Genomic DNA, 23,495 nt, shown 5'->3' on the forward strand with positions numbered 1-23,495 from the left:
GATACATCATGTTTTGACGCGGCACTGGTATAAAATTTTCTGGCGTGCTGTGCCTGCGCAGACAGAGGCTGCAAAAAATTCATTCCAGTCCCGCTGTATCGTTTTTATACTGGGCTTACTATAGCGTGAACTGTGTACTGATACATTTAAAGTATCAGCACAAATAAAGCGACATCACAAACAAAGTAACATCATAAAAAGCAACATTATAAAAAATAAGCGCCGTTAATTTTGCGCTGCTAGCTGCTGCGTATAGTGCGCCAGAGACTCAAGCTTGACTAAAGCATCGCCATTTTGGATGATTTTTTGTGCATGACTCACGCCGTTTGGATAGTTGCTGGCAAGTCCGGCAGTATATATCGCAGCACCTGCATTTAAGGCAATCATATCACGCGCTTTAAGCACTGCGCGGTCATGTGTCTCTACACCTGATAAAGCAGCGCGTATTAGCTCAAGGCTCTGTGCTGGTGAATCTACATCAAGCCCAATAAGAGTTTGTGACTCAATGCCCGCATCCTCTGGCATCATCTCGTAGACGGAAATTTCGCCATCTTTTAATTCAGCCACCGTCGTCGATGTTGCAAGGCTGATTTCATCCAACCCATCTTTTGCACCGACGACCATCACATGGCGCGCACCAAGGTTTTTCATCACCTTTGCCAAAGGTTCACATAACTGCGCGGTAAAGACGCCAATCACCAAATTGGGCGTACCAGCAGGATTAGTGAGTGGACCTAAAATATTAAAAATCGTTCTAGATTTTAGCTCGCGGCGTACCGGATTGGCATAACGCATGGCGCTATGGTGGTTTGGCGCAAACAAAAAACCAATACCTTGCTCTTCGATACAGGCTTGCGCTTGCTCAGGCGTCAGCGATAGACTGATACCGGCTTGCTCAAGCAAATCCGAGCTACCAGATTTGGTTGAAACCCCGCGGTTACCATGTTTGGCAACTTGTGCACCTGCTGCTGCTGCGACCAACGCTGCCGCTGTGGACACGTTAAACAAGTTAGCGCCATCGCCTCCTGTACCGACGATATCAACCATATAGCGACAGTCTTTTGGGGCAATATTGGCAGCTAATGCACGCATGGCACTCGCCGAGGCAGTAATTTCATCAATTGATTCGCCTTTCATGCGAAGACCGGTCAAGATAGCGCCCATCATGGCATCGCTACATCTGCCTTGCATGATGATTAGCATCACTTGATACATCTCATCAAAGGTCAGATCAATATGTTGAAAAATTCTACCTAATGCGCTGGTCAGTAGCTCATGGATACTATCATCTGACAGCTGATGGATATCTTCTGTGGTACGGGTCACATTTGAAAGTACAGTCTGCAAAGGAGCAGTGGTCATCATATTCTCACTTATTATTATTTTAAATTTTGAAACAACGATTAGCGGCTAGCCCACCTGTGGCAAACTATCGCTGTCTATCACAGCCAAATGATGCGCCTGTAAAAAGTTATTAAGCAGCTGATAGCCGGCCTCGCTTAAAATAGACTCAGGATGAAACTGCACCCCTTCAATGGCAAAATCGCGGTGACGAATACCCATGATTTCCTCCATACTGCCATCGATATGTTGTGTCCAAGCAGTGACCTCAAAGCCTTCCGGCAAGCTTGACTTATCAATGATCAGTGAGTGATAGCGGGTAAACTGTGCAGGATTGGGTAAATCTATAAACACGCCTTGTCCATTATGATAAATAGCAGATAAGCGTCCGTGCATCACTTCACTTGCTTTGACTATTTTGCCGCCAAACGCCTGTCCGATAGCCTGATGACCCAAGCAGATACCCAATATCGGTATAATACCTTTAAAAGTATCAATCAATTCAAGTGAGATGCCAGCGCTATCAGGAGTGCAAGGTCCAGGACCGATAACGATGGCGTCAGGCGCAAGCACTTTTATTTGCTCAATGGTAATCTCATCATTACGACAGACGGTGATGTCCTGCTGCAATTCACCGAAGTACTGTACAATATTGTACGTAAAGCTGTCGTAATTATCGATCATCAGAATCATGAGGGCTTCAACTTATTGAGATGCTTGCTTTTAGTATTCATTAATTAGCGTTGATTAATAAATCTTTATGACGGTTTTTGCAGGTGGCTTTTGTCAGTTACTTAAGATTAAAGGTTTTATAACCTCGTTATCTTAACATTATTTTGCAGTCTATCAAATGTGATGGTTCTATAGGTTTAGTGTCGATAGATAAAAGTATGCTTAATCGTCAATGGAAAGGCAAACGGGTATCATTGCCACTGCTTAAAAAAAATATTTTTTCAAAAATACTTTGGTAATGTGCTATTACGGTGCATATGCACTGAATGTATTCTTGGTAATGCACTTTTATAGTGCTAACATTACAATGTTAAATCAAAAATTTTTATTGCTAGAAGCAAATTTGAGACGTTGGTTTTTCTTAAAAATAAGACTAAATTTGGTTTAACTATTTGTATTTATTAGTAATAATTTAAATATCTGATGCTCTAGAATATTAAAGTTAATTAGATTGGCATGGCTGTTGCAGCTTTCTAGGGTACAAGTATCTTGTATAGCAGAATATTTATCAATCAGCGTATGAAGAGTGCAACATTGTTAGCGAGATATTGCTAAAATAGCAATTGTATTTGTCTGATTGATAAAAATGTGTCATTAATAATAAAGACGGATACTGACTAACGGATACTGACTATTAGTATGAATAACGAGTAAACATCGTTATCTTCAATCTCAGTACGGTTCAGTAATACAAAGCCATTACCATAATTTTAGTACCATGATAATCACAAGGGAAACTATCTATGTCAAATAAACTACTTGATCTGATCAAATCATCCAACGCTAAATGGGTCGATTTTCGCTTCACTGATACCCGCGGTAAAGAGCATCATATGAGCTTTCCAGCTCATAGCGTTGATGAAGAATCGATGGAAGATGGCAAAATGTTTGATGGCTCATCGATTGCTGGTTGGAAAGGGATTGAAGCATCAGACATGATTTTGCGTCCTGATCCTGAGACGGCGTTTATTGACCCGTTCTTTGATGCGGTTACTGTTGTCGTGACTTGTGACATCATTGAGCCATCAACCCTACAAGGTTATGACCGTGATCCACGCTCTATTGCGCGCCGTGCTGAAGAGTATTTAAAATCTACCGGTATTGGTGATACGGCTTTTTTTGGTCCTGAGCCTGAGTTCTTTGTATTTGATGAGGTAAAATGGTCTGTGGGCATGTCTGGTGTCAGTCATGAAATCGTCGCTGAAGAAGCCGCATGGTCAACCAATAAAGACTATGAGTGGGGCAACATGGGTCATCGCCCACGTGTCAAAGGCGGTTATGTACCAGTACCACCTGTTGATAGCTCACAAGATATGCGTACCGTCATGTGTGATCGCATCGAAGATATGATTGGTGAAGGCTGTATCGAAGTACATCACCACGAAGTTGCCCCTTGTCAGTTAGAAATTGGCGTTGCTTTTAACACGCTTGTACGCAAGGCAGATGAAGTACAAAAGCTCAAATATGCCGTACATAACGTTGCTCATCAGTTTGGAAAAACAGCAACCTTTATGCCAAAGCCTATCGTTGGTGATAATGGTTCTGGTATGCACGTGCATATCTCAATCTCAAAAGATGGGGTTAACACCTTCTCTGGCGATGAATATGCAGGCTTGTCTGAAACGGCATTGTATTTCGTAGGCGGTATCATTAAACACGCTCGTGCGCTTAATGCGATTACCAATCCATCGACCAACAGCTACAAGCGTCTAGTGCCCCATTATGAAGCGCCTATCAAGCTTGCATACTCAGCATCTAACCGCTCAGCATCTATCCGTATTCCACACGTCAGCAGCCCAAAAGCGGTGCGTGTTGAAGCGAGATTCCCTGATCCAGCAGCCAACCCATACTTAGCGTTTGCTGCACTGTTGATGGCGGGTCTTGACGGTATTCAAAACAAAATGCATCCAGGTGAAGCCGCTGACAAAAACTTGTATGATTTGCCGCCAGAAGAAGAAGCATTGATTCCAACGGTCGCTGAAAATTTAGAAGTGGCATTGCAAGCACTAAAAGATGATCATGAATTTTTATTAAAAGGTGATGTATTCACCAAAGAGATGTTAGAGGCTTATATTGCTCTCAAGCAAGAAGAAGTACAGCGCGTCAATATCACGGTACATCCCGTTGAGTTTGACTTGTATTACAGCTGCTAATTTGTCGTTAAAGATTTAAAAGTTCAATAAAAAACCAGTTAAGTAAGCCTTAGCTGGTTTTTTTGCGCTTGAACGATTGTCTTGACTGAGCTGATAAAGTTTCTATGCAGACGATACTGCTATATAGTTGAAATACTTTAAAGTCGCTACAGTACTACTGGTGTAAATTTTTTGCAGCCTCTGTCTGCATAGGCACAGCAATCAAGAAAAATTTGCACCAGTAGTACGTGTTGTATCAATATTACTTTTCACCGACTATATAATATGAAAAGTACCGCATAATGGTTTCATCTGTATATCAATAAAAAATATTTATTAGGCTGACTGACCATGACTTCATTATTAAAAAATAATATTTTGAGTAAAAGTATGGATTTAAGCCTGCTAATAGGACTTGTAATCATTACAGCCAGTCTTTACGCGCCAATAACGAATGCTGCACCTATTTATAAAGTGCTTGATGAAAAAACAGGTCAAGTCACCTTTACTGACCGTCCGCAAAACCATGAGAATAAATCGGGCAAGCAAATTAGTGAAATTTCCGTTGTTACGGCTACTCGCTCTACGTCCAATAGTGCTACTAACAGCACCGCAGTAAATAGCAATCCTACTGCACCTGCTAAGCCAATGGTCGCTAGCAATACCACGCCGCCTGCGCTAGAAAATGCATCGAGCACAATTCAAGTACCACGCGTCAATTATCAATTAACCATGATTGAGCCAAGTGAAGAACGCGCCTATCGTCGTCCGGCGCAAAATATCGTCGTAAATCTACAATTAAAACCTGCACTGCAAGCCGGCGATAGTGTGAGTGTGACACTTGATGGTAATGAGGTGGCTCAAGGTTTAAGTACCTCGATTTCTACCGTTGATATTCTACCCGGTTCTCATGTTATTAATGCTGTGGTCAAAAACGGGAAAGGACAGGTATTAAAGCAAATCTCGCGAACTATTTATGTGATTCAAAATACGCAGACGCTGCAAAACAATAAAAAAATTGCTGAGCAGCTTTTGGCTTATCAGCGTCTACCTTGGCATCAAAAGGTACTGTTAAAACTGCGTCAAGATGGCAAACAACCCAATATGCAATCATTCACTAAGCCACAAGCTGATACACCAATAACCCTTGAGCAGCCAGCAATAAAATAAATAATAGAAAATAGCTGTTAAGCATTGATGGATGCAAGGTAAATCTCAGCCAAGAAAATTTATATGTAATAAAGGCAAGCACTGACATCAGTGATTGCCTTTATTTATGAGCATTATTGGTTAATGAATGCTATTAATTAACGAAAATGATGAGTTAATAAAGAGCGTTTATTCGTCGTTTATTTAGTCAACTCAATCGTACCATTGGCAGTCACTGAGATGGTGCTGTTACCAGACTCAAAATTTTGGCTTGGTACCGATGCATCTGCCGACTCAGCTTTCATGCTCATGGCATTATACATCGGGCGCGGATAGTTGCTGCCAGTGTTTAGATTGACATTGACGACACGATAGCTGCGTGCATCCCAAGCACGGGTCATATTTTTAGCCTGCTGCTGAAAGGCGCGTGAAGCATCGGTCATCAGTTTCTGCTGTAACGCATTCTTTTTGATATCTGAGACCCCAAAGCTGAGATTTTCCATGACCAAGGTTTCTTGCAAATCAGCAATCAGTTGGCTGGTTGCTGTAAAATCGGTACTTTTTAGGTCTATATTTGCCTGTCCTGTCCAGCCGATGATTTTATTGTATTTATCGTAACGTGGATAAGTACGTTGTTGACCAGTGCTTACCGTGACAGTCGGGTAGCGTTTAGCGATTTTTAACGCATTATTAATCGAAGTGTTTAGTGTGGTTGCCAATGCTTTTGCATCGGTTGCCTGTGCTTTTTTGTATAAGCTGGCAGTGACCTCGTCATTTTGAATTTCTTCTTTTACTTCTGTTTGAAAAGCAAGCTGATCGTAGCCTGTGGGCGCTGCATGGGCAGTCCCCATCAGCATGGTCATTAGACAGGCTGTACCAGTGGCGAAAGCGGCTTTACCAGTTAGAATGTTTTTCATCATAATCTCCTGAATAAAATAAATACACTTGAAGCCGTTAATTTAAAAGCCATAAAGATGCATTGTATTTATTAAGCATTATTTATGGCGCTTAACCTTCTTATCTAAAATAACAAAATTTAAATGTGTCGCTGTGATAATTTTGTCACTTACGTTATGGGTTGTGTGTTACGGAGTAGATTACTATAGTTGAAATACTTTAAAGTCGCTACCGTATTGCTGGTGTAAAGTTTTTGCAGCCTCTGTCTGCGTAGGCACAGCAAGCAAGAAAAATTTGCACCAGTAGTACGTGTTGTATCGATATTACTTTTCACCGACTATAGCTAGATTATGAAATTCTTTGTGATATAAACCAATCTGTTTGACGATTGGGGTTGTAATAATGAAAAATTCTTGTATAATTTGCAACTGGTGGCTCCATTGGTAGCCTCGCAACATTGTTCTATGAATCCCGCCAGGACCGGAAGGTAGCAACGGTAATAGTTATAATGTGTGCCGAGGATGTGCTGATGGAGTCGCTTTTTTTTGTTCGTAATTCCTTGATTTATATAGCAATAACTCTAAAAAATCAGATTTTGATTACCTCTTTGATTACCAATCGATAAAAAATAAGCAAAAAAAAGACCGCCTAAGCGGTCTCATGTTCTAAATTTTTGTTATATTCCAACAAATCGCTATTTCTAAAATAATTCTTACTAAATAATAGTATTGGCTCCGGAAACTTGCCGTCCGTCCAATATCTTCGTAAAGTCGATGTGCTCACATCATACAATTTTGCAACATTAGCCATCGTAGTAAATCCATCCGGATTCAATCCCTCGATTTGGTCGTTTTGTTCAATCATCTGTCACCTCGTCTATCGGATAAGCCTTGTTTAAATAATCGCGCAAACGTATTGCGTCGGCTTGCGGTAAGCACAATTCAGCGTTATCACATCGCAATGCAGTCTCGCCACCGTTTTGTATTGTTGCATTCGATAATGTTACGCTTAGGTCGTTATCCATCCACTTCCATGCCGACATTTGAGCTTTTCGCTCAAGCTCGCCTAAAGTTTTCTGATACTGATAAATGAAGGGCGATAAATTTTTGTCGTCACTCACAAGCACTCTCCTTATCCAGCTTCATGCCCATAATGACAAAAGACCGTTCACTGTCATTCGCATACATAAAGTTTTCGCCATTATCTTTAGTATGTACATGCAAGATAGTTTCGCCCTTAGTAGATAACCCAAACAGTGCTTCAAGTACATATATGCGTTGAAATCTACTACTGCCATCTTTCGGCATCAACTGACCATAAAACCCATTCTGCACATAAAAATCTGATGCCGTTATTTCGCTCGCTGGATTAAAAGCTTTGCCCGCTTGTTTAATCATAACCAATTGCGGTTTAAATCCATCAGGTACTACAACATCAGTTTCGACTGGCGGTATATTATTTTTTTCTAAACTTCTTTGTAGTTCATACCGGCAATACACACCATTGTCTAAATCGCATGGCGCTGCGTGCATACGGTGTCCGTCTGTTGCATAGGCTCTGCCAGCATTAACGCTGATGCACTCCAGGTGAGGTCGCTCGCTACACCTATCCTTTAACGCCAAGCAAAGCCAATCAAGATCATTTTCTTTGATAAATCTATCCATGCTTACTCTCCTTCTCAGCGCCACACGTCTCACGCACGCTCGGCAATTCCAAATCAACTTCTAGCAACTCAGCTGCTAGGGCTTTCATTTCTTTTTCGGTACGTGTTTTCATGCTATTTTCTCGCTGTAATTAAATTCATGTTTAAAGTTAGCTTCTACCAAGGCTTGGGCAAGGGGAGGACAAACCGAATTACCAACCATTCTTGTTTGTGCCGTCTTGGTTAGTTTTATTGTTTTGCCATACTCATCAATACCTTTATCAATAATGTAATCGTCACCAAAACCTTGAGCGCGGAACAACTCTCTTGGCTGCAACATGCGAAAGCCGATATCAACTATTTTATAATCCACACCCTCAACCGTGACCAATCCAAACCTTTCTTTACTGACTACTGTACGAACTGGGCTTTTAACAGACTGTCCGTTTTTTTCATTGCCGTAGTAAGCTGTCAAAAATGCAGACACTAGGCTGTTATGGTCAGTGGCCGTAACGGTATGCAACGGCTCTGTAATATCGCTACCAACCACGCCTGTATAATTCTTAGCTATGAAAGGCGCTATCAGCGCATGATGGCCGCCCTTAATTTGAGCGCATATCGTACGCAATGGCTCGTTAGCCGGCATACATCTAGGCGATGAAGTATTGGCGCATTCTGTCATTAGCGGTGAAGCTAAACCAAAGTGAGTACCGCCAGATGTGATTGTATGCAGCGGCTCATTTATACCGTGTCCAATATTCCCTTTTCTTAACTTGACTATAAATGGCGATGGATTATTAACGACATACCGCATTAGACCAGCAGCTATGCGCTTGCATGTATTGTCAGATAATGGGCGTACAGCACGTATGCCATACTTGCTTTTTATCTGCTCAGCCGTTTCAAATATTGATGGCGTAGGTATTGACCAGTCGATACATTCAGAAGCTGTTCGCCAAGGTAGTAACTTTCTTTTTTTAACAGCTGTTGATTCTGGGTCGCCATGCGTTACTACTGGCCAAGCAATAGGCAAACCATCACGACGTGCTATCAAGAAGAACCGCTTACGAATGGTAGGGGTGCCGTAATCACAAGCTCTTAACTCTTTATATTCAACTGCGTAACCCTGACGACGTAGTGCACGTATAAATGATTTGAATGTCTGACCTTTACGATCCTTACATGGTCGACCATCTTCACCAATTGGGCCCCACGTTTTAAACTCTTCGACATTCTCAAGCATGATAATTCGAGGTCTGCAATCAGCAGCCCATTTCAGTGCTATCCAAGCTAACCCGCGTATTCGCTTATCTACTGGTACACTACCTTTTGCTTTGCTGAAGTGTTTGCAGTCAGGTGATAGCCACACCAAGCCTACAGGTTGATTGCCAGTAACCGACTTTGGCTCTATATCCCAAACCGACTCGCAATAATGCTTAGTGCCAGGGTGGTTGATACGGTGCATAGCTATCGCTTCAGGGTCATGATTGATAGCAATATCAACTGGACGGCCAAAAGCAGCTTCAAGTCCAGTTGAGGTACCGCCACCACCAGCAAAGTTATCTATTATTAGCTCATGCGGTAATAAGGATTTCATATCCATTCCTTGGTTAGTCTGAGCGTTTCCGCCCAGACGTTTATATAATTAACCCTGTGCGCCAATATCTTCAGCGACAATTTCTAGCGTGTCATTAAGCATCTTGATATCACCGGCATCAAAGTCTTGCTCTTTGTCAGTGATCAAACCCTTCATGCGCTCAACGTCATCAAGTGACTCACAGGCTTTGATATGCTTCATGATATTGTTGTATTCATCAGCTAAGATGATCGACTGCTTCTGATCGGCTAGGGCTTGGCGTAGCTCATCAACGTCATCATCTTTGATATTGATAGCCGGATTGTTAAGCATTTCGCCAATTTCTTTGCCGATGGGCCCAATCTGCTTACTATCAGTGACTTGCTCAATCGTGCTAAGTAATTCGCTAATGTCGTAATACTCAATCACTGGTGCCGCGGCAGTCGCTTGCTTTGGCTTAACGCGGTCAAGCAGGGCGGATGCACCAGCGTTAGCAGCTTTAGGTGTAACATTACGAGGGGCTTCATTATTTCGGTCAGCCAGTTCGTCAGGTGTATAAACACCTAGGATGACATCAGGGCAATGAAGTCTTGAAAAGCGCTTAGCTGCTAAGTAGGCAAGCTGTTGGCGTGGGTCAGCAGCCCACAGTGGTGAGTTACGGACAGTACCAACTTGCGCCATCGTTAGCGATAACTCGGTTGGCTCATCATCACCTTTAAATGTCGCTCGGCAGATGACGCCCACATCAGTTGATTTATCATCTTTAGCTTTAACTTTTGACCAGTCACCAAAGTATTCAAACTTGATACGGTCGACGATAGGAGCGCGATTGTTGATGACAGCGATAACCAGTTGAGCTTCATACCCCAACGTGCCATTAACTAAGTGAGTCTTTTGAGCTACTGCATATGGGTCCATGCCCCAGCGTAGTGATTGGCCAATAATTGCAAAGCAGTCACCGACGTTACCTTGTAGATGCTTTGGTACAGTACAAACACCACTAGCCATCATGTGAGCTAAGCGTTGGCACTTATTAAACAGCGAGTCATCAAGCGTGATTTGCTGCGGTGAGTATTGCTGATCAGCGGTTACTGTTATTTCGTTGTAGTTGTCCATTAGATTGTTTCCTTTTTAACTTTGTGAGTTGTCATAGTGTCGTTTTCGGGATTGAAATGAATTTCCATCATTCCTTTACAGCTTGGACAACTGCCGCCACCTAGCTCATGAGCGCCCATCATGTGAAATATACTAGGTGCACAATCGAATTTATCTGAGCAGTGAGGGCAGCTAATGTCGTAACGCTCTTTCCAACCGTTTGGGTTTGACGGCTTTTTGTCAGTCTTCTTGAATTCAAAACCTGACTGAGTTTTCTTTACTTTTATACTCATCACTTAACCCTCATCACGCGGCTTTCGCTTTGCTTGATATATTTCTCAGCAAGCTCTGGCATATCTTTCTTTAAGCGGCTACTGTCAAAGCGATTACTTACTTGGACCTTGTAAGTAGCGACCACTTCGCCGTCGATTGCCAATGTCTCATTGTCTTGAATCTGACAAATAAGGTCAGTCTGGGCGAGCTCGAGCGCGGCTTTGACTTCTTTCTCTTGCGCCTTTAATGACTCATAATGCTCAAAGGCTTTGGCGGCTTCACTATCCGGCTCGACATCAAGCGTGGTATCAGGATTGTGGCGTGGGTACTTATCCTTAGCGTTCTGCAGCGTGGTAGCGTCAGGCTCAACACCTGCTAATACGTTGTGGGTCCAGAAGCTTTCGGCTGCCTCAAACAAGTAATCGATAAAGTCCTGGTGACGCTCAATTTTGTACTGACGATATTTGTTACCGCCAATCAGTACAGCCATGTGACAGACTTGCGTATCAGTCACCCCCATGTACCACTGAGCTTGGCACTGATACTGGTCCGGCACTTCGTCCGACTCTTCATTGCCCCAATTTTTACCGACGTACTCAGATGCGGTCTTAATCTCGACAATCTGATCAGTAGTCAGCTTGCCGTCTTTAAAGCGTACATTGCCCCAGCCTTTAACTTCGTTGTTCACCACAGCACGATCAATGTTAGCGATGGCCCAGCGATGTTCTGGGTGACGCATGAGGAAGTTAACGTTCTGAATCTTCAGACCACTTCGTTTTGAAAATTCGCGTGCTACCGTGTCCTCGAGTATGGTTCCCCAATAGGCAAACTCGTTCATATCTTCATCAGCTAACGGCTGCGTCTTAGACTGGTAGATATCGTAAGCAGTAGCGTAGGGCGATACACCGATGATGGCTGCTATGTCACTGCCACCAATCCCGCTTTGACGTAATGTGAGCCAATCCTCACGGCATAGAGTGCTGGTCTTAATAGCATTGGCGTCTTGATATTTCTCAAATTTGATTGCGAGTCCCATGGTTACTTTCTCCCATATGCTGTTGCGATAAATTGGTTGGCTTTTTTAGCCGTTTGGTATTCTTCAGAGTCGTAGTAAGCGTCGTTCTTGTATTGCTTGTCAGTAGCAAGAGATACTTCTAATTTGTGCAGCGCAATAGCGTTGCTTTCGTTTTGCAGGTCGACATCTAGCGCACAACCAGTTATGCCTTCTGTGACTATCACGACGATGCAATATCGGTCGACGTCTAGCGCACAACCAGTTGTTAGCATTGGCGCTAAGAGGGCGATGATTAAAGTCTTATACATTGGCATGCTCCTTATGCTGCGTAGTAGCTATTGGCTGGTTGACTTGCTTCGATATTGCCTTCGATGAAATCCTTGATAATTTCGATAATCTGTAACGTGTCATCGGCTGTCATCACGTAACTACCAAGCGGTAGTAGATCGTCGGTTTCAATATCGAGAATCTCTACAATGCTGAGATTGGTCACGCTATCGACTTCTATCCAGCTATCACCCTCTACTGCTAAGTGACCGCCCCAATACTCATTGCGTTCGCCACATTCTCGATAATCCGAGTCGTATTTGCAGTGCACGCACTTATCATCGATGATGATGTAAGCGTGTCCATTTTTGCTTGATGCTTCGTTGTCCGCATCGTTGTCTAATCTGATAATCTGTGCCATAATCTTTTCACTCCTTAGTGAGTAAAGCCCCTTTAGATGTCGAAGTCGGAGGGGCTTTTTTATGGGTGTTATTTGGCTAGCTCTACATCTACGCCAATGACCTTCTTTTTACTTCCTGCCCAGTCGTAAGATGACTTCATCTCGTTTAATTTTTCATCTAGATTTGACGTGCAAACGAAGTTAGGACTTTTCGAACCGTCTTGAAACTTAAGGGTTATCCAGTACATTTTGCTCATTGCATTACCTCTTACTCAGTTGATTAATTCAGCATTAACGACTGTTGCCAATCGTCAATAATTTATTAACTCTTAATCCCAAGTTGTTAAATAGTTTCGGCTAACTCGTTATTAGCTGATAAGGTAATATTACACACCATGTGAAAATATGTCAATAATTATATGCACACAATGTGAATATTTTATTTCTGTGTGAAATTACAAGCACAAAAAAACCCGCTCAAAGGCGGGGTGGGTGATGGAGTAGGCACAAAGAAGTGTTGATCAAAGAGCTAGGCGGTGCTATGTTCGAATTTATATTATTCGATTGTTAAGGTAGTAACCTATGAAAATTTGGTCCACGTTTTTTATCTCTATGTTAATGATGGCGCCAGTTGTGCAGGCGAATGCTCAGAACTATCCTTGCTCTAAAAGCATGGGCGGTGTATCACATTGCCAAAATGGTAAGTTTGTTTGTAATAACGGTAAGATTAGCCAGTCTAAGAAAGTTTGTAGTTAGGCTTTGGTAGATTGATAAGCAATAAAAAAACCCGCTGAGAGGCGGGTTTTATCGTTATACCAGTTATCAAACATAGAATATATTTTATAACTTGACTAAAGTTATCCTTTGGGTTAATATATTTCTCATGATACTAATAAAAAGAAAGCATATTTATTGAAGTACCAAATAGTTAGTACATAAGGGAGCAAACAATGGCAACAGTTACTGATTTCGGTAAAAAACTTAGAAAACTTCGTATTGATCATGAAGTTATGTTGAAGACAATGGCAGATTCTATAGGTGTCTCTTCTCCATATTTATCGGCTATAGAAACAGGCAGAAAACCAGTTAATGCACACTTACTTAATAGCATCATTAATTCATTACAACTTTCAGAACAAGAAGGCACAGAGCTTACAAAGCTTGCTAGTAAATTAGAGCCTGATGTAGTTATTAAGGGGAATGATGTTTATGAAACTGAGTTGGCATTAATGTTTGCAAGACGTATGGATAATAAGAGCTTTGATTTGAAAAATCTTGAAGATTTTTTGAATACTTAGCAGACAATTAAGGGATTTAATATGTTGGATTTTCTACAAAAGCACAATACAGGTATTAAGGTTAAGCCTCGAAGTAAAGATTCAATAGCAGGGTTAGCTGGAGCATTTAGAAGAAAAGTATGTAAAACAGAAGTTACCGATTGTCTTGATGTCTTAAAAGTACTTGAGTTAATTTTGCCAAAATTGACTAAGGGGGAGTTTGAATTCTTCCCATTAGATAATGAGATAATGGGCGATACAGAAGCAGCAATGTCTCCAGATCGTATGAAAATGTGTATAAGAAAAGATGTCTATGACGCATTGCATGATGGAGATTTTAGAGCGCGATTTACTATTGCCCATGAATTTGGGCATTTTGTGTTGCATGAAGGTGTTGCTTTAGCTAGAGGGAACGCAAAAAATCATAAGATATATGAGGATTCAGAGTGGCAAGCTAATTGTTTTGCTGCAGAGCTACTCGCCCCAGTAAGCCAATGCATAAATATGACAGAAGATGAAATAATGGAAAAATTTCAAGTTAGTCGTCAGTGCGCAGGGTTTAGGATTAAAGAGGCGAATAAGAGATGATTTAAATTACATTTAAACCAGTTTTGTACTGTAAAACCAAGGCAGTGCAGAAGCCTTAGAAAGAAGTACAGGTATAACGTCAGAACCTATATCTTATCAATTTTTAAGGTCATTAACAATCCTTGGTTACAATTCGCCAGGAGAAGAATCTAATGGCTAAGAAAAAAATAAACAGTAAACCTGCCCCAAAAGGCATGAGATGGGTGTGTTGCCGCTTCCGTAAGGTGCGTGGTACTTCAGGTAAAAAGCTAGACGCTCACGAATATGGTTATGAAGCATGGTGCTTTTTAGTACCTAGTGGTGGTCCATGATCGTTAGTTAGATGTTGTTAATATCTTTTTCTAAAAAATAGAAGCCTCTTTATAGAGGCTTTTTTTATGCTTGGGATGGTTACCCTTATAATTCTTATGTAAGTTATAAAGCAGACAATAAAAAACCCATTGTGAGGTGGGTTTTTTATTAAAGTAATTTCTAATTAATCAACAAATTCTAATACTTTAGTGCCACACTCTTCAGATGAGTGAGCTATTTGAATATCGATATCGTAACCATCTTTATTCATTTTCTCCAACGAATATAGGCATTTATCCAATTCGTTTCGAATATTTATTTGAACTGCTTCAGTAAATACGATCTCATCTACAGGTGGTACATAAATAATTATACTAGCCTTGATAGCTTTTCCTAAAATTTCACAGCAGTTTGTGACATTAGTGCAACCAACATAATCAATATTATATCGACGATGAATATCATCTAAGTAAGCGGCTGAGATAATCGTACCATAGTATTCTGCCCTGGTACTGGAATCCCCTAAACTATACTTAGAAATAGGCATATCTACTAACATCCCTTTTTCATTGCTATTATTGGTAATTAGAAAAGGCTCTGGATTATAAATTTTATCCTTCATTCCTTTTCTTCTACTTTCAATTTGATTAAATACTTTTTTGCGTAAATCAGTTGTGCCCAGAGCTTGACTTTTCTTTGACTTTTTTTCATTTCTACATATAAGAGATACCATTGACCCGTATAGATCGTCTAATATTTCGTCAATACTTTCACCTCGTGCTGTTTGATAGCTTGAATAGATAATGTGAGGAGAAGGCGTAATTGTATAATTATTATTTGCAAACATCTCGTCAACTATATCAAGCAAAAACTTAATATTTGCAGCTCCACTTATACCAAACAAACACTGAAAGGCGTCTGTAGTTTCTAGAATCCTATAATGGCATTTGCTATTTTTATCTACGAAAACTACACCAACGTTGAATATCTCTCCTGAAATTCTATCGGGCATAAACCGCACAGTAAACCAGTTTCCTGATATTAAGTCACTGTTTTCGCTGCTGTTGAGTAAACTCAGCCATGATGTATTCATATTAATAGTTCCACTCTAGATGTTACTTGTTCAAATGCGTTATCTGCTCTCTTATTTAAGAAATCTAGGAATTCAATATAGTCTGATGAGTTTGAGCTATATATAGAATTCATCCAATTATTCACTTCATTGTTTATTGACGCAATAGCATTGGAATGCTTGTGACACTCGTGGATCATACTGCTACGAATTTTGACAAATTCTTTTTGTGGCATCAAGTCCTTTGCGATATCAAAAAGTTGATTCTTATACTTCTTATCTACATCTAAATCACTAGTTAACCAGCCATATCCATATGTGTCATATTTGCACACTAGCATATCATTATCAATAACATGATATTTAGCCTTGCCCGTTCTAAGCAAATTTCCCATATGCCTATCGACGTGCGCAATTGTATTATCCATTGCTATGGTATCACCTATATGTGACCATTTTGCAAGCTCATCTATTAACTTTTTGCTACGTGTATGATACTCAAATGCGGTTTCACTCTTGTCAATTTTTGAGGTACAGAAAATAGGATAGAATTCGTTATCAAAGAATTTCTTTCCTAGCACGGAATCAGAAAATCCAATGTTATCGTTTTCAGCAATATCTTGAGTTGGAATCAAAGCAATACATGCGTATTTAGGCTGAGGAATTTCGAGAGCGTTAGCTATTAAATAACCAACAATTTCGTTAAACAAAGATCTATCAGTAAAGTCTAAGGGATATATCTTCCCATACATATCAATAGCCTTGTTTTCATTGGGATGCTTAAAGCTAGCAACGAATACTGGGTTAAGATTATTCTTATCTGTAATCCATCCTTTAAAGTTACGATAGCAACTTATATCTAGAAATCTAACTATTTTATCGGGCATATTTTTCTCCAGTCATTATTTTTGAAATGAGGTATCGAGGCAGTTTTGTATGACTAATTAACAAGAATTATTATGAAAAGTTAAATTACAGGAAACTATTTTAAGTATTCTTTCTTTAAACTTCCCCATACATCTCATCACACACCTTCAGCCCAATCTCTCTAGCCTCACTCAAAACAGCACCTTTCTTAATGCTGTAAGGTACGTTTGGAGTCATACTTGCCTGCTTCAGAGATTTGGCCGCAGCCTTGTTAAGTGGCGTACCAATATAAGACTCATCGGTAAATTCGACAGGATGAAAATATACAGAAGGTCCATACTCTGGATGTGTAATACATACAATTTCGCCTGATACGGTAAATGGGTAGGCCGTATAGTGTTCGCCATACCAATCACTTTCATTCACTATCACAAAGTCAATGCTATGATTATTATCTTGTACGGGTGTGCATGCAGCTATGGATAGAGCTGCTGCTAAGCTGATTAACCACCTAGATATATTGATTCGCATGGCATACCATCCTTGTATTAATCCCAATCCAGCGCCTCACGATACACGCACCATCCCAATGGCAATGTGTCGACTGGCTTGGCGTGTTTTAAAAAATGGCAGATCCAGTAATATTCAAATGGTTTCATAGTGACCTCATCTATATCTGGTTACTTTGCTATCAACGATACCGACAAGCATACATTCACCCATAGGCACTATCTTTTGATCAGGCCAGTCTGGATTAAGCGGTTTTAGGTACATGTCTTCAGGACCATTACCCATGATGAGCTGTTTAAACGTGGCTTGCTTATCGTCATTGCAGTGTATAACCACCAAGTCCCCGTCTTTTAAATCCCACGGTGCTATCTCAGGCTCTACATAAATAATCTCATCGGGTTTAAATTCAGGCCACATGCTGCGTCCCTGAATAATCAATCCAAATGCGCGCTTAGAAAGGTGCTGTGGTCGTGGTATCCAATCGATCACATCATCTATCGTGACCGGCATCACATCCGAAAAACTACCAGCCGCTACCCAACTGATTACAGGTACGTAACCGTCCATTCTGTAATCAACCGGAACTCTCAGTGTGCCTTCAGGGTCATTGGGGTTTGTAGTGCTTTGTATCGTACTACTTTGCATAGTTTTTATTTTAGCTTTGAGGTCGCTGACGGTAGTGTTAGGTGATGAACCACTCAAGATATAGTTGGCATCAGCATTATATTTCTCTGCTGCAGCTAATGCTCCTTCCTTAGAAACACCTCTTTTTGCCCAGTTAGTGACTGTTGATGCTCCTACGTTCAAATCTAGGGCGATTTTAGATTTTTTGTTTGTCCCTGCTACTTCTTGCAGCCTAACCATGCTTTGGTCCATAAATCACCTCATTTTTTCATTGTTCAAATTAATATTATTTTACACGCTGTGTGGAACTCAATGTTGCACACTGTGAAAACTACCGATTGCTTTTTATTCACACTGTGTGTATTATTGGTTTTATAATGTCCAACCAAAGGAATACACAATGTCCGATAGAGAATTGATCAAGAAGCTAGGCGGCGTTAAGGCCATTTCAGATGCTCTTGGATATAACTATACAACGGTACATAACTGGCTTACTCGTGGTATCTCAAGAGACGCAAAAATTGCTCACCCTGAAATTTTTATGCAAAAGAAAGTAGAAGATGTAGAGCATATTGATAACTACTTAACAGAGGAGGCCTAATCATGACCACCAAATCCATAACGCAATTATCGCTTGAGCAAGCTGCATGGTCACGCAACATGCAAGCTCAGATATTGCAGGCCATTGATGCTACTGGGCAGCTCGTTGTAGCTGATTGCATCGGTGTTGATAGCAGCACTATTACAAAGATGAAGCAGCCACACGGCACTGCTAAACATAGCGACATAGAAAGGCTTTGCCATCTATTGGCAGCTACCGGCTTGAAGGTCGTTGATAAAGATATGAAGTGCTATGACCAGAATCATGTGAGCTGGCTTTACGGCTTAGCAAAGCTTGGAATGAATCGGTCATTAGATGTTGATGACTTTTTGCATGCAGATGCGGCATTACAGATAGCTGAAGGTACTTACCAGCCAAGAGGCGCTTTATGAGTTGCTCAGACTGCCCAAGCTTTACAGATGGTAAATGCTGCCATGAATCAATTAAGCCAATAGCTCGCCCAGTTGTACCGGCGCCGATGTGTGAAGAAATATTGGAGCGCATGAAAGCTCAGTATGACGAAGCGTATGAATACTACGGTGATTGCTATGAAGACTAATTCAACGACCAGTAAGCCATTGGCATGTGATGCAATTTGGAATGAACGCCAAGCAAGCTTCGCCTTGGAGCAAAGCGCAGCGAAAACTAAGCAAAGTTTATTAGCGCAACAAGCCAATATTGTTAAGAAGGCAAAATTTAAGCAATAAAAAACCCTCATCAGCGCGAACTGATCAGGGTTTACTAACTCTTCGATAAGGAATATTTAATCATGAATCTAGCAATTAGGCAAGAGTCAATGAAGAAAAATGGATATACAGCTGTAGACAACCGTGTTTATGACACACAGCCTTTTATATCGCCATCAGCGTTCGCCATGCTTATGCGTATCGATAGAATGACCAACGGTTACCAAGATGACGTTAAAGCGCTGTCTAATACGTTTTTGCAAGAGCTTTGCAATATGACCAAAAATACTGTCTCTAAGTACGTAGATGAGTTGGTCGAAATTGGGATTTTAGTTGCTCATAAACGCTCAAGAAAAACGACTATTTACGCTATCGATTATGAAAGATTATTCATTTTTGTCGATGAATCCCAAAATTTGGGTTCCCAAACTTTGACCCAGTGTATCCCAAACTTTGACCCAGTTGAGTCCCAAACTTTGGGACGTATTAAATTAAAACAAAATAAAAACTTATTAAATAAAAACTCTCTTGTGCAAAAAGCGAAATCTAGCCACTTGAGATTGGTCACTGATGAAAAACCAAAACCACCAGTTAAAAAATCAAAATCCTTGAATATTCCATTTGATGATTTTTGGAATGGTTACGACAAGAAAAAAGACACAGCCAAGTGTGAGAAAAAATGGTCATCACTCACAGACAACGAACGTGAACTGATCATGAATCACATTCCAGATTACGTCGCATCAACACCAGTTAAAAAATATCGTAAAAATCCTATGACGTACCTCAACGGAAAATGTTGGCTTGATGAAATTGACCAGTCACAACCAAACCAAGCACAGCAACCAAATCATCAGGAGAACACCAATGCGAACACTCAACCAGCTAACAGCCAGCATCAGCAATTCGACACAAGCACCACAGCAGGTTATGCAGCCAAGCTCGATGCAGATGCAGAACGATACTATGCAGAGCAAGCAGCAATCACCCAGCAGTCAGCTAACGGAAGCACTGAGAGCGCTTTTTAAACAATGGAAGGCATGGTTCAAAAATAAGATGAAAACGAAAGATGATGATTTTGATTGGTCTTTTGACATGGTTCTAGTCTGGGCTCGGTACCTGACCAAGAAGCGCATCACGGGAAAAGAGTTTGATATGGCCAGTGAACTGTCTTTTGATCAAGACTGGATGCCAAGCAATGCAAAAGAGTTTTTGGCCTTGGTACGTACGCAGAAGGCAAATGAATACCCATCAGCACAAGCAGCCTTTGATAACGCCTGTTGCCAATGCGGATTGATTGAAGACCAGTACGTCAAGCGCCAGTGGCTGCATGCAGTGGTACTAGAGACAGCAAATCGTATTGGTATGGGTAAGCTTAAAAACGCTGACAATTATTTCATCAAGGCGTTCACAAGTGTTTATGAGCAAGTGATCAGCGAGCATCAGAATGGGTCCACGTTTGTTATTCCTAAGTCACATCAAGTCGCTTATGAGCACACACCGGTGCAGTTAGGTAGCGAAGCAGATAAACGGATTAATGAGCAATTGGCAGGTTTAAGGAGATTAGCGGTGTGACAAACGCCCAACGAACATTCGAAACAAGACACGCAGCGCTACGCTACATAGCCAATTTAAGCCCTAATCGTGTTGGAGTAGCAGACATAGCAGGCTTGACCGATACGCACGTTAGAACGTCTCAGAGAGTGCTTAGAGATTTAGAGAGCTGGGGATATTTGATTGCAGATAATCAACGCCCAATCGGCTACAAATTTAACGAAGATAAGCGAGGGGAGATGGGATTATGAGAAAAAGCGTACAAGCATTAGGCAGAATGAAGTCAGGACAGATGAATGGTACTGAGAAAGCCTACGCACAGCATTTGGAGCTGCTGAAACGAGCAGGTGAGATTGCTTATTACTCATTCGATAACATCAATTTACGGTTAGCAGACAAGACGTTTTATAAGCCTGATTTTTTAGTGATGAAAGCAGATGGTCAGTTGGAAATACACGAAGTGAAGGGCCAGTGGACTGACGATGCTTTGGTGAAGATTAAGGTTGCTGCTGACAAGTTCCCTTTTAAGTTTATTGCGATCATGAAGCAGACAAAAAGGAATGGCGGCGGTTGGGATGTTCGAGAGTTTTAACAAAGTATAAAAAAGTATATCGATGTTTATAAATGTTTACTAAGGATTCCAAATGAACAACTTACTAGCTAATAGATTTGCAACGAGTGCCCGTTTAGCAATTAACGACATGGAATGGCTCAAGCAAGGCTTAGGCGTTAAGACAGTTAAGTTTGACATTGGCGCTGGTGGGTTGCCTCCTGAAGTGAACTGGGAAGACAAGTCAGCTGCCATTGCATTGATCAAGAGCAAAACAGGCAAGGCGCTAGCTTCGTTGCTAGTATGGGGCGATAACGAACTGTACGACTGGTCAGAGTCGTTTAATGATGTGGTTAATCACTTAGCAGCCAATATGATCAAGTATTGCGTAGAAGATGATAGAGGCGCACCTAAGTCTAAATACACGCTTAATGAGCTGGCATACAAGATGGCACGTATGACCTTGCACTTTGAGCTATACAACTTGTGGTCGCTGTACTCAGTCGAAGGGCGCTTACTCTTCAGCGGTATCGATATGTCAGCGAGCACATACAGTCAGATTTGGTCGAAGTATCAAGAAAAAATGCTGCATGATATTGACTATCTGATGGGATTTATTAATCAGGATGTTGATAATTATCGATTCAAACTAAAGGAGGTTTAGATTTATTATTTTACTAAAAAAACTACCAATGGTAGTATAGTCACAACTATATTTAATAAAAAAATAAAATATGAGAGCACCCCAAGCACAGTCTAAACTTTCTGAAGTTCTGGAATTTTTACAGCAATACGAAGGCACTATTAATCCTAATAAGCTTATTTTTGGCCGCTGGATTAAAGATGCCCAAGCATTACGTTTGGTTGATCCGTCAGAAGGATATATGATGGAAGCATGGGTTTATCGAGCTCAGGGTAAGTTAGACAAAGCTTTAGAGTACATGAAAAATGCATACCGTTTGGATTCGTCTTCAAGTAGCGTGAATGTGAATTACGCCTCATTGTTGTTAAGCAGTGGTGATTTTAATGAATCTGAAAAGTTGTGTATAAAGCGAATTAGGCTTGATAGAACCAATACAGATATATTTAAGATATTAATAACGAATACGCTGCATACTTTCAATCAAGACGCTTTGTTTGAGGCAATTGAGTTGTTTATCCCTACAAATCCGGAGGCGGAAAAAGTGATAGGACAAGCTAAAAAAAGGATATTCGATTTTGATCATATGCAATCTACTCTAGAGTCAGCTAATTTATCTATTGAAGTATATAAGCGTTTTAGTAGCATAACTCAAAAAGTAAGAAACACGAGATATATAGGAGAGTCACGTACAGTCATTAACTGCGAAGTTAATGAGTTAGGAACGTTTCTTCTTATAGATGAAGCATTGGTTAATGCAAGTATTGAAGACTGCTTAAGTATGTATGATGATCTAGTTGAAGAGATAATTAATGATGATCATTATTTTGAAGAGTATAAGAAGATTATTTTTAATTTTATTCCGACCACAAGCACAGCTATCAATTCCGCTTATCAGTTGGAAATTTAACTATGAGTGTTAGTAACAGTGATTTAGAGGGTGCCGCTGCTCGCTTATTTCCTCAACCTGAAATGATTATTGATGAAGCAACTCAAAGAGCATGTGTGAATCGTAAGTATTATATAACATATCACTGCTTACTCAGTATCATTGAAGAGCACTTTCCAAGCTATGATATGAGTAATGAAGGTATGTTTGGCAATACTGGCTCACATAATAGAGTGTATTTAGTCTTTGATGATATTTACAAGAATACTAAATGTAAAAACGCACAAAGATTATCTATTAAATTCACTAACTTCTTATCAAAACGTCATAAAGCTGACTATGCTCTAAATGAGGATTTTAGTGAGTTTGATTATAAGCAAGCTCTGAAATTTGCAATAGATATACCTGAATTAGCAGATAATATTGCTGAGGTTCAGAAACAGAAAGCGATATAACGCTTAAAGCAATATTTCCATATCTTTATTATTCTTGACCCTTGCCGACAGTTAGTGCTATATTTCCTACACTGGCGTAAGTTGTAAGTGAAGCCAACTGATTCATGAGGTCTTAATGATAAAGCGAATAGCTGAGCGTTATTGCTTAAAGCAAGTCAATATTATTAATGAACTCCAAAAGGAGAATAATAGGCAATGCTTATCTGATGCTAGCTATAAAGATAGTTTGGGTTACCATCGTCGCAAGCAACGAATCATGATAGCGACGATAAAATATAATACTGCTATCGATTTATTTTTAAGAGACTCGAAGTTTGAAAAAATAGAAGTAGAGTTATAGCAATAAGCCTTATCTAACCGATAGGGCTTTTT

The 23,495-nt window shown here is 40.6% G+C and carries 32 protein-coding genes and 1 other RNA gene; 17 read left to right on the top strand and 16 right to left on the bottom strand.

What is annotated here, in order from left to right:
* Positions 1–225: 225 nt before the first annotated feature.
* Together trpD and PSYC_RS05055 are read right to left on the bottom strand one after the other, a co-directional pair.
* Complete coding sequence (trpD, locus tag PSYC_RS05050) at positions 226–1,365, bottom strand: anthranilate phosphoribosyltransferase (protein WP_011280248.1); 1,140 nt, start codon at positions 1,363–1,365, stop codon at positions 226–228.
* Positions 1,366–1,410: 45 nt separating this feature from the next.
* On the bottom strand, positions 1,411–2,034 hold the full coding sequence (locus PSYC_RS05055; RefSeq protein WP_011280249.1) for an anthranilate synthase component II: 624 nt from the start codon (positions 2,032–2,034) through the stop codon (positions 1,411–1,413).
* A 782-nt stretch (positions 2,035–2,816) separates the two neighbouring features.
* Here PSYC_RS05055 and glnA point away from each other — a divergent pair.
* Both glnA and PSYC_RS05065 read left to right on the top strand, forming a co-directional pair.
* On the top strand, positions 2,817–4,226 hold the full coding sequence (gene glnA / locus PSYC_RS05060; RefSeq protein WP_011280250.1) for a type I glutamate--ammonia ligase: 1,410 nt from the start codon (positions 2,817–2,819) through the stop codon (positions 4,224–4,226).
* 330 nt (positions 4,227–4,556) lie between these two features.
* Complete coding sequence (locus PSYC_RS05065) at positions 4,557–5,375, top strand: hypothetical protein (RefSeq protein WP_011280251.1); 819 nt, start codon at positions 4,557–4,559, stop codon at positions 5,373–5,375.
* Between the two features lie 179 nt (positions 5,376–5,554).
* Here the strand turns inward: PSYC_RS05065 and PSYC_RS05070 are convergent, their stop codons facing one another.
* The gene (locus tag PSYC_RS05070; protein WP_227500361.1) at positions 5,555–6,274 is read right to left on the bottom strand and encodes an SIMPL domain-containing protein; all 720 of its coding nucleotides are present in this window, start codon (positions 6,272–6,274) and stop codon (positions 5,555–5,557) included.
* Positions 6,275–6,689: 415 nt separating this feature from the next.
* On the opposite strand from PSYC_RS05070, the gene ffs reads away from it, so the two are divergent.
* Positions 6,690–6,786, top strand: an RNA gene (gene ffs / locus PSYC_RS11375) — signal recognition particle sRNA small type.
* 321 nt (positions 6,787–7,107) lie between these two features.
* On the opposite strand, the gene PSYC_RS05080 is transcribed toward ffs, so the two are convergent.
* The 9 genes from PSYC_RS05080 to PSYC_RS11635 all read right to left on the bottom strand — a co-directional run bounded on the left by PSYC_RS05080 (position 7,108) and on the right by PSYC_RS11635 (position 12,767).
* Positions 7,108–7,371 (bottom strand): hypothetical protein, encoded by a 264-nt coding sequence (locus PSYC_RS05080; protein WP_041757606.1) that lies wholly within the window; start codon positions 7,369–7,371, stop codon positions 7,108–7,110.
* Positions 7,364–7,915, bottom strand: a complete 552-nt coding sequence (locus PSYC_RS05085; protein ID WP_011280254.1) for a hypothetical protein — start codon at positions 7,913–7,915, stop codon at positions 7,364–7,366. Before PSYC_RS05085 ends, PSYC_RS05080 begins: the two co-directional genes overlap by 8 nt.
* A gap of 108 nt (positions 7,916–8,023) precedes the next feature.
* Positions 8,024–9,490: a DNA cytosine methyltransferase gene (locus tag PSYC_RS05090; RefSeq protein WP_011280255.1), complete on the bottom strand. Its 1,467-nt coding sequence runs from the start codon at positions 9,488–9,490 to the stop codon at positions 8,024–8,026.
* Positions 9,491–9,538: 48 nt separating this feature from the next.
* Complete coding sequence (locus PSYC_RS11805) at positions 9,539–10,585, bottom strand: RecT family recombinase (RefSeq protein ID WP_011280256.1); 1,047 nt, start codon at positions 10,583–10,585, stop codon at positions 9,539–9,541.
* Positions 10,585–10,857 carry a hypothetical protein gene (locus PSYC_RS05100; protein ID WP_041757610.1) on the bottom strand — a complete coding sequence of 91 codons (273 nt, stop codon included), beginning with the start codon at positions 10,855–10,857 and terminating at the stop codon, positions 10,585–10,587. Before PSYC_RS05100 ends, PSYC_RS11805 begins: the two co-directional genes overlap by 1 nt.
* On the bottom strand, positions 10,857–11,873 hold the full coding sequence (locus PSYC_RS05105; protein ID WP_011280257.1) for a YqaJ viral recombinase family protein: 1,017 nt from the start codon (positions 11,871–11,873) through the stop codon (positions 10,857–10,859). The genes PSYC_RS05100 and PSYC_RS05105 overlap by 1 nt, the downstream gene beginning before the upstream one ends.
* Positions 11,874–11,875: 2 nt before the next feature.
* Positions 11,876–12,160 carry a hypothetical protein gene (locus PSYC_RS05110; protein ID WP_041757612.1) on the bottom strand — a complete coding sequence of 95 codons (285 nt, stop codon included), beginning with the start codon at positions 12,158–12,160 and terminating at the stop codon, positions 11,876–11,878.
* 11 nt (positions 12,161–12,171) lie between these two features.
* Complete coding sequence (locus PSYC_RS05115; protein ID WP_011280259.1) at positions 12,172–12,540, bottom strand: hypothetical protein; 369 nt, start codon at positions 12,538–12,540, stop codon at positions 12,172–12,174.
* A 68-nt stretch (positions 12,541–12,608) separates the two neighbouring features.
* A complete protein-coding gene (locus tag PSYC_RS11635; protein WP_187147109.1) occupies positions 12,609–12,767 on the bottom strand; it encodes a hypothetical protein in 159 nt (52 codons plus the stop codon).
* A 334-nt stretch (positions 12,768–13,101) separates the two neighbouring features.
* Here PSYC_RS11635 and PSYC_RS11640 point away from each other — a divergent pair, with 334 nt between their 5' ends.
* The 4 genes from PSYC_RS11640 to PSYC_RS11645 all read left to right on the top strand — a co-directional run bounded on the left by PSYC_RS11640 (position 13,102) and on the right by PSYC_RS11645 (position 14,695).
* The gene (locus PSYC_RS11640) at positions 13,102–13,275 is read left to right on the top strand and encodes a hypothetical protein (protein ID WP_187147110.1); all 174 of its coding nucleotides are present in this window, start codon (positions 13,102–13,104) and stop codon (positions 13,273–13,275) included.
* 194 nt (positions 13,276–13,469) lie between these two features.
* Positions 13,470–13,817 (top strand): helix-turn-helix domain-containing protein, encoded by a 348-nt coding sequence (locus PSYC_RS05120; protein WP_011280260.1) that lies wholly within the window; start codon positions 13,470–13,472, stop codon positions 13,815–13,817.
* 21 nt (positions 13,818–13,838) lie between these two features.
* A complete protein-coding gene (locus PSYC_RS05125; RefSeq protein WP_011280261.1) occupies positions 13,839–14,384 on the top strand; it encodes an ImmA/IrrE family metallo-endopeptidase in 546 nt (181 codons plus the stop codon).
* A gap of 152 nt (positions 14,385–14,536) precedes the next feature.
* Positions 14,537–14,695: a hypothetical protein gene (locus tag PSYC_RS11645; RefSeq protein WP_187147111.1), complete on the top strand. Its 159-nt coding sequence runs from the start codon at positions 14,537–14,539 to the stop codon at positions 14,693–14,695.
* 164 nt (positions 14,696–14,859) lie between these two features.
* Here PSYC_RS11645 and PSYC_RS05130 read toward each other — a convergent pair whose 3' ends face one another.
* The 4 genes from PSYC_RS05130 to PSYC_RS11810 all read right to left on the bottom strand — a co-directional run bounded on the left by PSYC_RS05130 (position 14,860) and on the right by PSYC_RS11810 (position 18,000).
* Positions 14,860–15,768: a hypothetical protein gene (locus tag PSYC_RS05130; protein ID WP_011280262.1), complete on the bottom strand. Its 909-nt coding sequence runs from the start codon at positions 15,766–15,768 to the stop codon at positions 14,860–14,862.
* The gene (locus PSYC_RS05135) at positions 15,765–16,634 is read right to left on the bottom strand and encodes a hypothetical protein (protein WP_011280263.1); all 870 of its coding nucleotides are present in this window, start codon (positions 16,632–16,634) and stop codon (positions 15,765–15,767) included. The genes PSYC_RS05130 and PSYC_RS05135 overlap by 4 nt, the downstream gene beginning before the upstream one ends.
* A 115-nt stretch (positions 16,635–16,749) precedes the next feature.
* On the bottom strand, positions 16,750–17,145 hold the full coding sequence (locus PSYC_RS05140; RefSeq protein ID WP_041757614.1) for a hypothetical protein: 396 nt from the start codon (positions 17,143–17,145) through the stop codon (positions 16,750–16,752).
* A 135-nt stretch (positions 17,146–17,280) separates the two neighbouring features.
* A complete protein-coding gene (locus PSYC_RS11810) occupies positions 17,281–18,000 on the bottom strand; it encodes a S24 family peptidase (RefSeq protein WP_011280264.1) in 720 nt (239 codons plus the stop codon).
* 148 nt (positions 18,001–18,148) lie between these two features.
* Here PSYC_RS11810 and PSYC_RS05150 point away from each other — a divergent pair, with 148 nt between their 5' ends.
* The 10 genes from PSYC_RS05150 (at position 18,149) to PSYC_RS05195 (ending at position 23,123) form a co-directional block, all read left to right on the top strand.
* Positions 18,149–18,349 (top strand): hypothetical protein, encoded by a 201-nt coding sequence (locus PSYC_RS05150; protein WP_041757616.1) that lies wholly within the window; start codon positions 18,149–18,151, stop codon positions 18,347–18,349.
* 2 nt (positions 18,350–18,351) lie between these two features.
* Complete coding sequence (locus tag PSYC_RS05155; protein WP_011280266.1) at positions 18,352–18,741, top strand: hypothetical protein; 390 nt, start codon at positions 18,352–18,354, stop codon at positions 18,739–18,741.
* Entirely contained in the window at positions 18,738–18,908 is a 171-nt protein-coding gene (locus PSYC_RS11650) for a hypothetical protein (protein WP_187147112.1), read from the top strand. Before PSYC_RS05155 ends, PSYC_RS11650 begins: the two co-directional genes overlap by 4 nt.
* Positions 18,898–19,056 carry a hypothetical protein gene (locus PSYC_RS11655; RefSeq protein ID WP_187147113.1) on the top strand — a complete coding sequence of 53 codons (159 nt, stop codon included), beginning with the start codon at positions 18,898–18,900 and terminating at the stop codon, positions 19,054–19,056. The genes PSYC_RS11650 and PSYC_RS11655 overlap by 11 nt, the downstream gene beginning before the upstream one ends.
* A gap of 62 nt (positions 19,057–19,118) precedes the next feature.
* Positions 19,119–20,063 (top strand): replication protein, encoded by a 945-nt coding sequence (locus PSYC_RS05165; RefSeq protein WP_011280267.1) that lies wholly within the window; start codon positions 19,119–19,121, stop codon positions 20,061–20,063.
* Positions 20,064–20,190: 127 nt separating this feature from the next.
* Positions 20,191–20,610, top strand: coding sequence for a hypothetical protein (locus tag PSYC_RS05170; RefSeq protein WP_148201654.1), 420 nt, complete (start codon positions 20,191–20,193; stop codon positions 20,608–20,610).
* 226 nt (positions 20,611–20,836) lie between these two features.
* Positions 20,837–21,181, top strand: a complete 345-nt coding sequence (locus PSYC_RS05180; RefSeq protein ID WP_011280269.1) for a DUF1064 domain-containing protein — start codon at positions 20,837–20,839, stop codon at positions 21,179–21,181.
* 52 nt (positions 21,182–21,233) lie between these two features.
* Positions 21,234–21,803, top strand: a complete 570-nt coding sequence (locus tag PSYC_RS05185; RefSeq protein WP_011280270.1) for a hypothetical protein — start codon at positions 21,234–21,236, stop codon at positions 21,801–21,803.
* 70 nt (positions 21,804–21,873) lie between these two features.
* Complete coding sequence (locus tag PSYC_RS05190; protein WP_011280271.1) at positions 21,874–22,689, top strand: tetratricopeptide repeat protein; 816 nt, start codon at positions 21,874–21,876, stop codon at positions 22,687–22,689.
* Positions 22,690–22,691: 2 nt separating this feature from the next.
* Positions 22,692–23,123, top strand: a complete 432-nt coding sequence (locus PSYC_RS05195; protein ID WP_011280272.1) for a hypothetical protein — start codon at positions 22,692–22,694, stop codon at positions 23,121–23,123.
* Positions 23,124–23,495 lie beyond the last annotated feature (372 nt).

This window comes from Psychrobacter arcticus 273-4 (assembly GCF_000012305.1).
Taxonomy (GTDB): Bacteria; Pseudomonadota; Gammaproteobacteria; order Pseudomonadales; family Moraxellaceae; genus Psychrobacter; species Psychrobacter arcticus.

Excerpts from the sequence above, each read along its gene's own strand:
- trpD (WP_011280248.1), bottom strand. The coding sequence starts at position 1,365 with ATGATGACCACTGCTCCTTTGCAGACTGTACTTTCAAATGTGACCCGT.
- PSYC_RS05055 (WP_011280249.1), bottom strand. The coding sequence starts at position 2,034 with ATGATTCTGATGATCGATAATTACGACAGCTTTACGTACAATATTGTA.
- glnA (WP_011280250.1), top strand. The coding sequence starts at position 2,817 with ATGTCAAATAAACTACTTGATCTGATCAAATCATCCAACGCTAAATGG.
- PSYC_RS05065 (WP_011280251.1), top strand. The coding sequence starts at position 4,557 with ATGACTTCATTATTAAAAAATAATATTTTGAGTAAAAGTATGGATTTA.
- PSYC_RS05070 (WP_227500361.1), bottom strand. The coding sequence starts at position 6,274 with ATGATGAAAAACATTCTAACTGGTAAAGCCGCTTTCGCCACTGGTACA.
- PSYC_RS05085 (WP_011280254.1), bottom strand. The coding sequence starts at position 7,915 with ATGGATAGATTTATCAAAGAAAATGATCTTGATTGGCTTTGCTTGGCG.
- PSYC_RS05090 (WP_011280255.1), bottom strand. The coding sequence starts at position 9,490 with ATGAAATCCTTATTACCGCATGAGCTAATAATAGATAACTTTGCTGGT.
- PSYC_RS11805 (WP_011280256.1), bottom strand. The coding sequence starts at position 10,585 with ATGGACAACTACAACGAAATAACAGTAACCGCTGATCAGCAATACTCA.
- PSYC_RS05100 (WP_041757610.1), bottom strand. The coding sequence starts at position 10,857 with ATGAGTATAAAAGTAAAGAAAACTCAGTCAGGTTTTGAATTCAAGAAG.
- PSYC_RS05105 (WP_011280257.1), bottom strand. The coding sequence starts at position 11,873 with ATGGGACTCGCAATCAAATTTGAGAAATATCAAGACGCCAATGCTATT.
- PSYC_RS05110 (WP_041757612.1), bottom strand. The coding sequence starts at position 12,160 with ATGTATAAGACTTTAATCATCGCCCTCTTAGCGCCAATGCTAACAACT.
- PSYC_RS05115 (WP_011280259.1), bottom strand. The coding sequence starts at position 12,540 with ATGGCACAGATTATCAGATTAGACAACGATGCGGACAACGAAGCATCA.
- PSYC_RS11635 (WP_187147109.1), bottom strand. The coding sequence starts at position 12,767 with ATGTACTGGATAACCCTTAAGTTTCAAGACGGTTCGAAAAGTCCTAAC.
- PSYC_RS11640 (WP_187147110.1), top strand. The coding sequence starts at position 13,102 with ATGAAAATTTGGTCCACGTTTTTTATCTCTATGTTAATGATGGCGCCA.
- PSYC_RS05120 (WP_011280260.1), top strand. The coding sequence starts at position 13,470 with ATGGCAACAGTTACTGATTTCGGTAAAAAACTTAGAAAACTTCGTATT.
- PSYC_RS05125 (WP_011280261.1), top strand. The coding sequence starts at position 13,839 with ATGTTGGATTTTCTACAAAAGCACAATACAGGTATTAAGGTTAAGCCT.
- PSYC_RS11645 (WP_187147111.1), top strand. The coding sequence starts at position 14,537 with ATGGCTAAGAAAAAAATAAACAGTAAACCTGCCCCAAAAGGCATGAGA.
- PSYC_RS05130 (WP_011280262.1), bottom strand. The coding sequence starts at position 15,768 with ATGAATACATCATGGCTGAGTTTACTCAACAGCAGCGAAAACAGTGAC.
- PSYC_RS05135 (WP_011280263.1), bottom strand. The coding sequence starts at position 16,634 with ATGCCCGATAAAATAGTTAGATTTCTAGATATAAGTTGCTATCGTAAC.
- PSYC_RS05140 (WP_041757614.1), bottom strand. The coding sequence starts at position 17,145 with ATGCGAATCAATATATCTAGGTGGTTAATCAGCTTAGCAGCAGCTCTA.
- PSYC_RS11810 (WP_011280264.1), bottom strand. The coding sequence starts at position 18,000 with ATGGACCAAAGCATGGTTAGGCTGCAAGAAGTAGCAGGGACAAACAAA.
- PSYC_RS05150 (WP_041757616.1), top strand. The coding sequence starts at position 18,149 with ATGTCCGATAGAGAATTGATCAAGAAGCTAGGCGGCGTTAAGGCCATT.
- PSYC_RS05155 (WP_011280266.1), top strand. The coding sequence starts at position 18,352 with ATGACCACCAAATCCATAACGCAATTATCGCTTGAGCAAGCTGCATGG.
- PSYC_RS11650 (WP_187147112.1), top strand. The coding sequence starts at position 18,738 with ATGAGTTGCTCAGACTGCCCAAGCTTTACAGATGGTAAATGCTGCCAT.
- PSYC_RS11655 (WP_187147113.1), top strand. The coding sequence starts at position 18,898 with ATGAAGACTAATTCAACGACCAGTAAGCCATTGGCATGTGATGCAATT.
- PSYC_RS05165 (WP_011280267.1), top strand. The coding sequence starts at position 19,119 with ATGAATCTAGCAATTAGGCAAGAGTCAATGAAGAAAAATGGATATACA.
- PSYC_RS05170 (WP_148201654.1), top strand. The coding sequence starts at position 20,191 with ATGGCCAGTGAACTGTCTTTTGATCAAGACTGGATGCCAAGCAATGCA.
- PSYC_RS05180 (WP_011280269.1), top strand. The coding sequence starts at position 20,837 with ATGAGAAAAAGCGTACAAGCATTAGGCAGAATGAAGTCAGGACAGATG.
- PSYC_RS05185 (WP_011280270.1), top strand. The coding sequence starts at position 21,234 with ATGAACAACTTACTAGCTAATAGATTTGCAACGAGTGCCCGTTTAGCA.
- PSYC_RS05190 (WP_011280271.1), top strand. The coding sequence starts at position 21,874 with ATGAGAGCACCCCAAGCACAGTCTAAACTTTCTGAAGTTCTGGAATTT.
- PSYC_RS05195 (WP_011280272.1), top strand. The coding sequence starts at position 22,692 with ATGAGTGTTAGTAACAGTGATTTAGAGGGTGCCGCTGCTCGCTTATTT.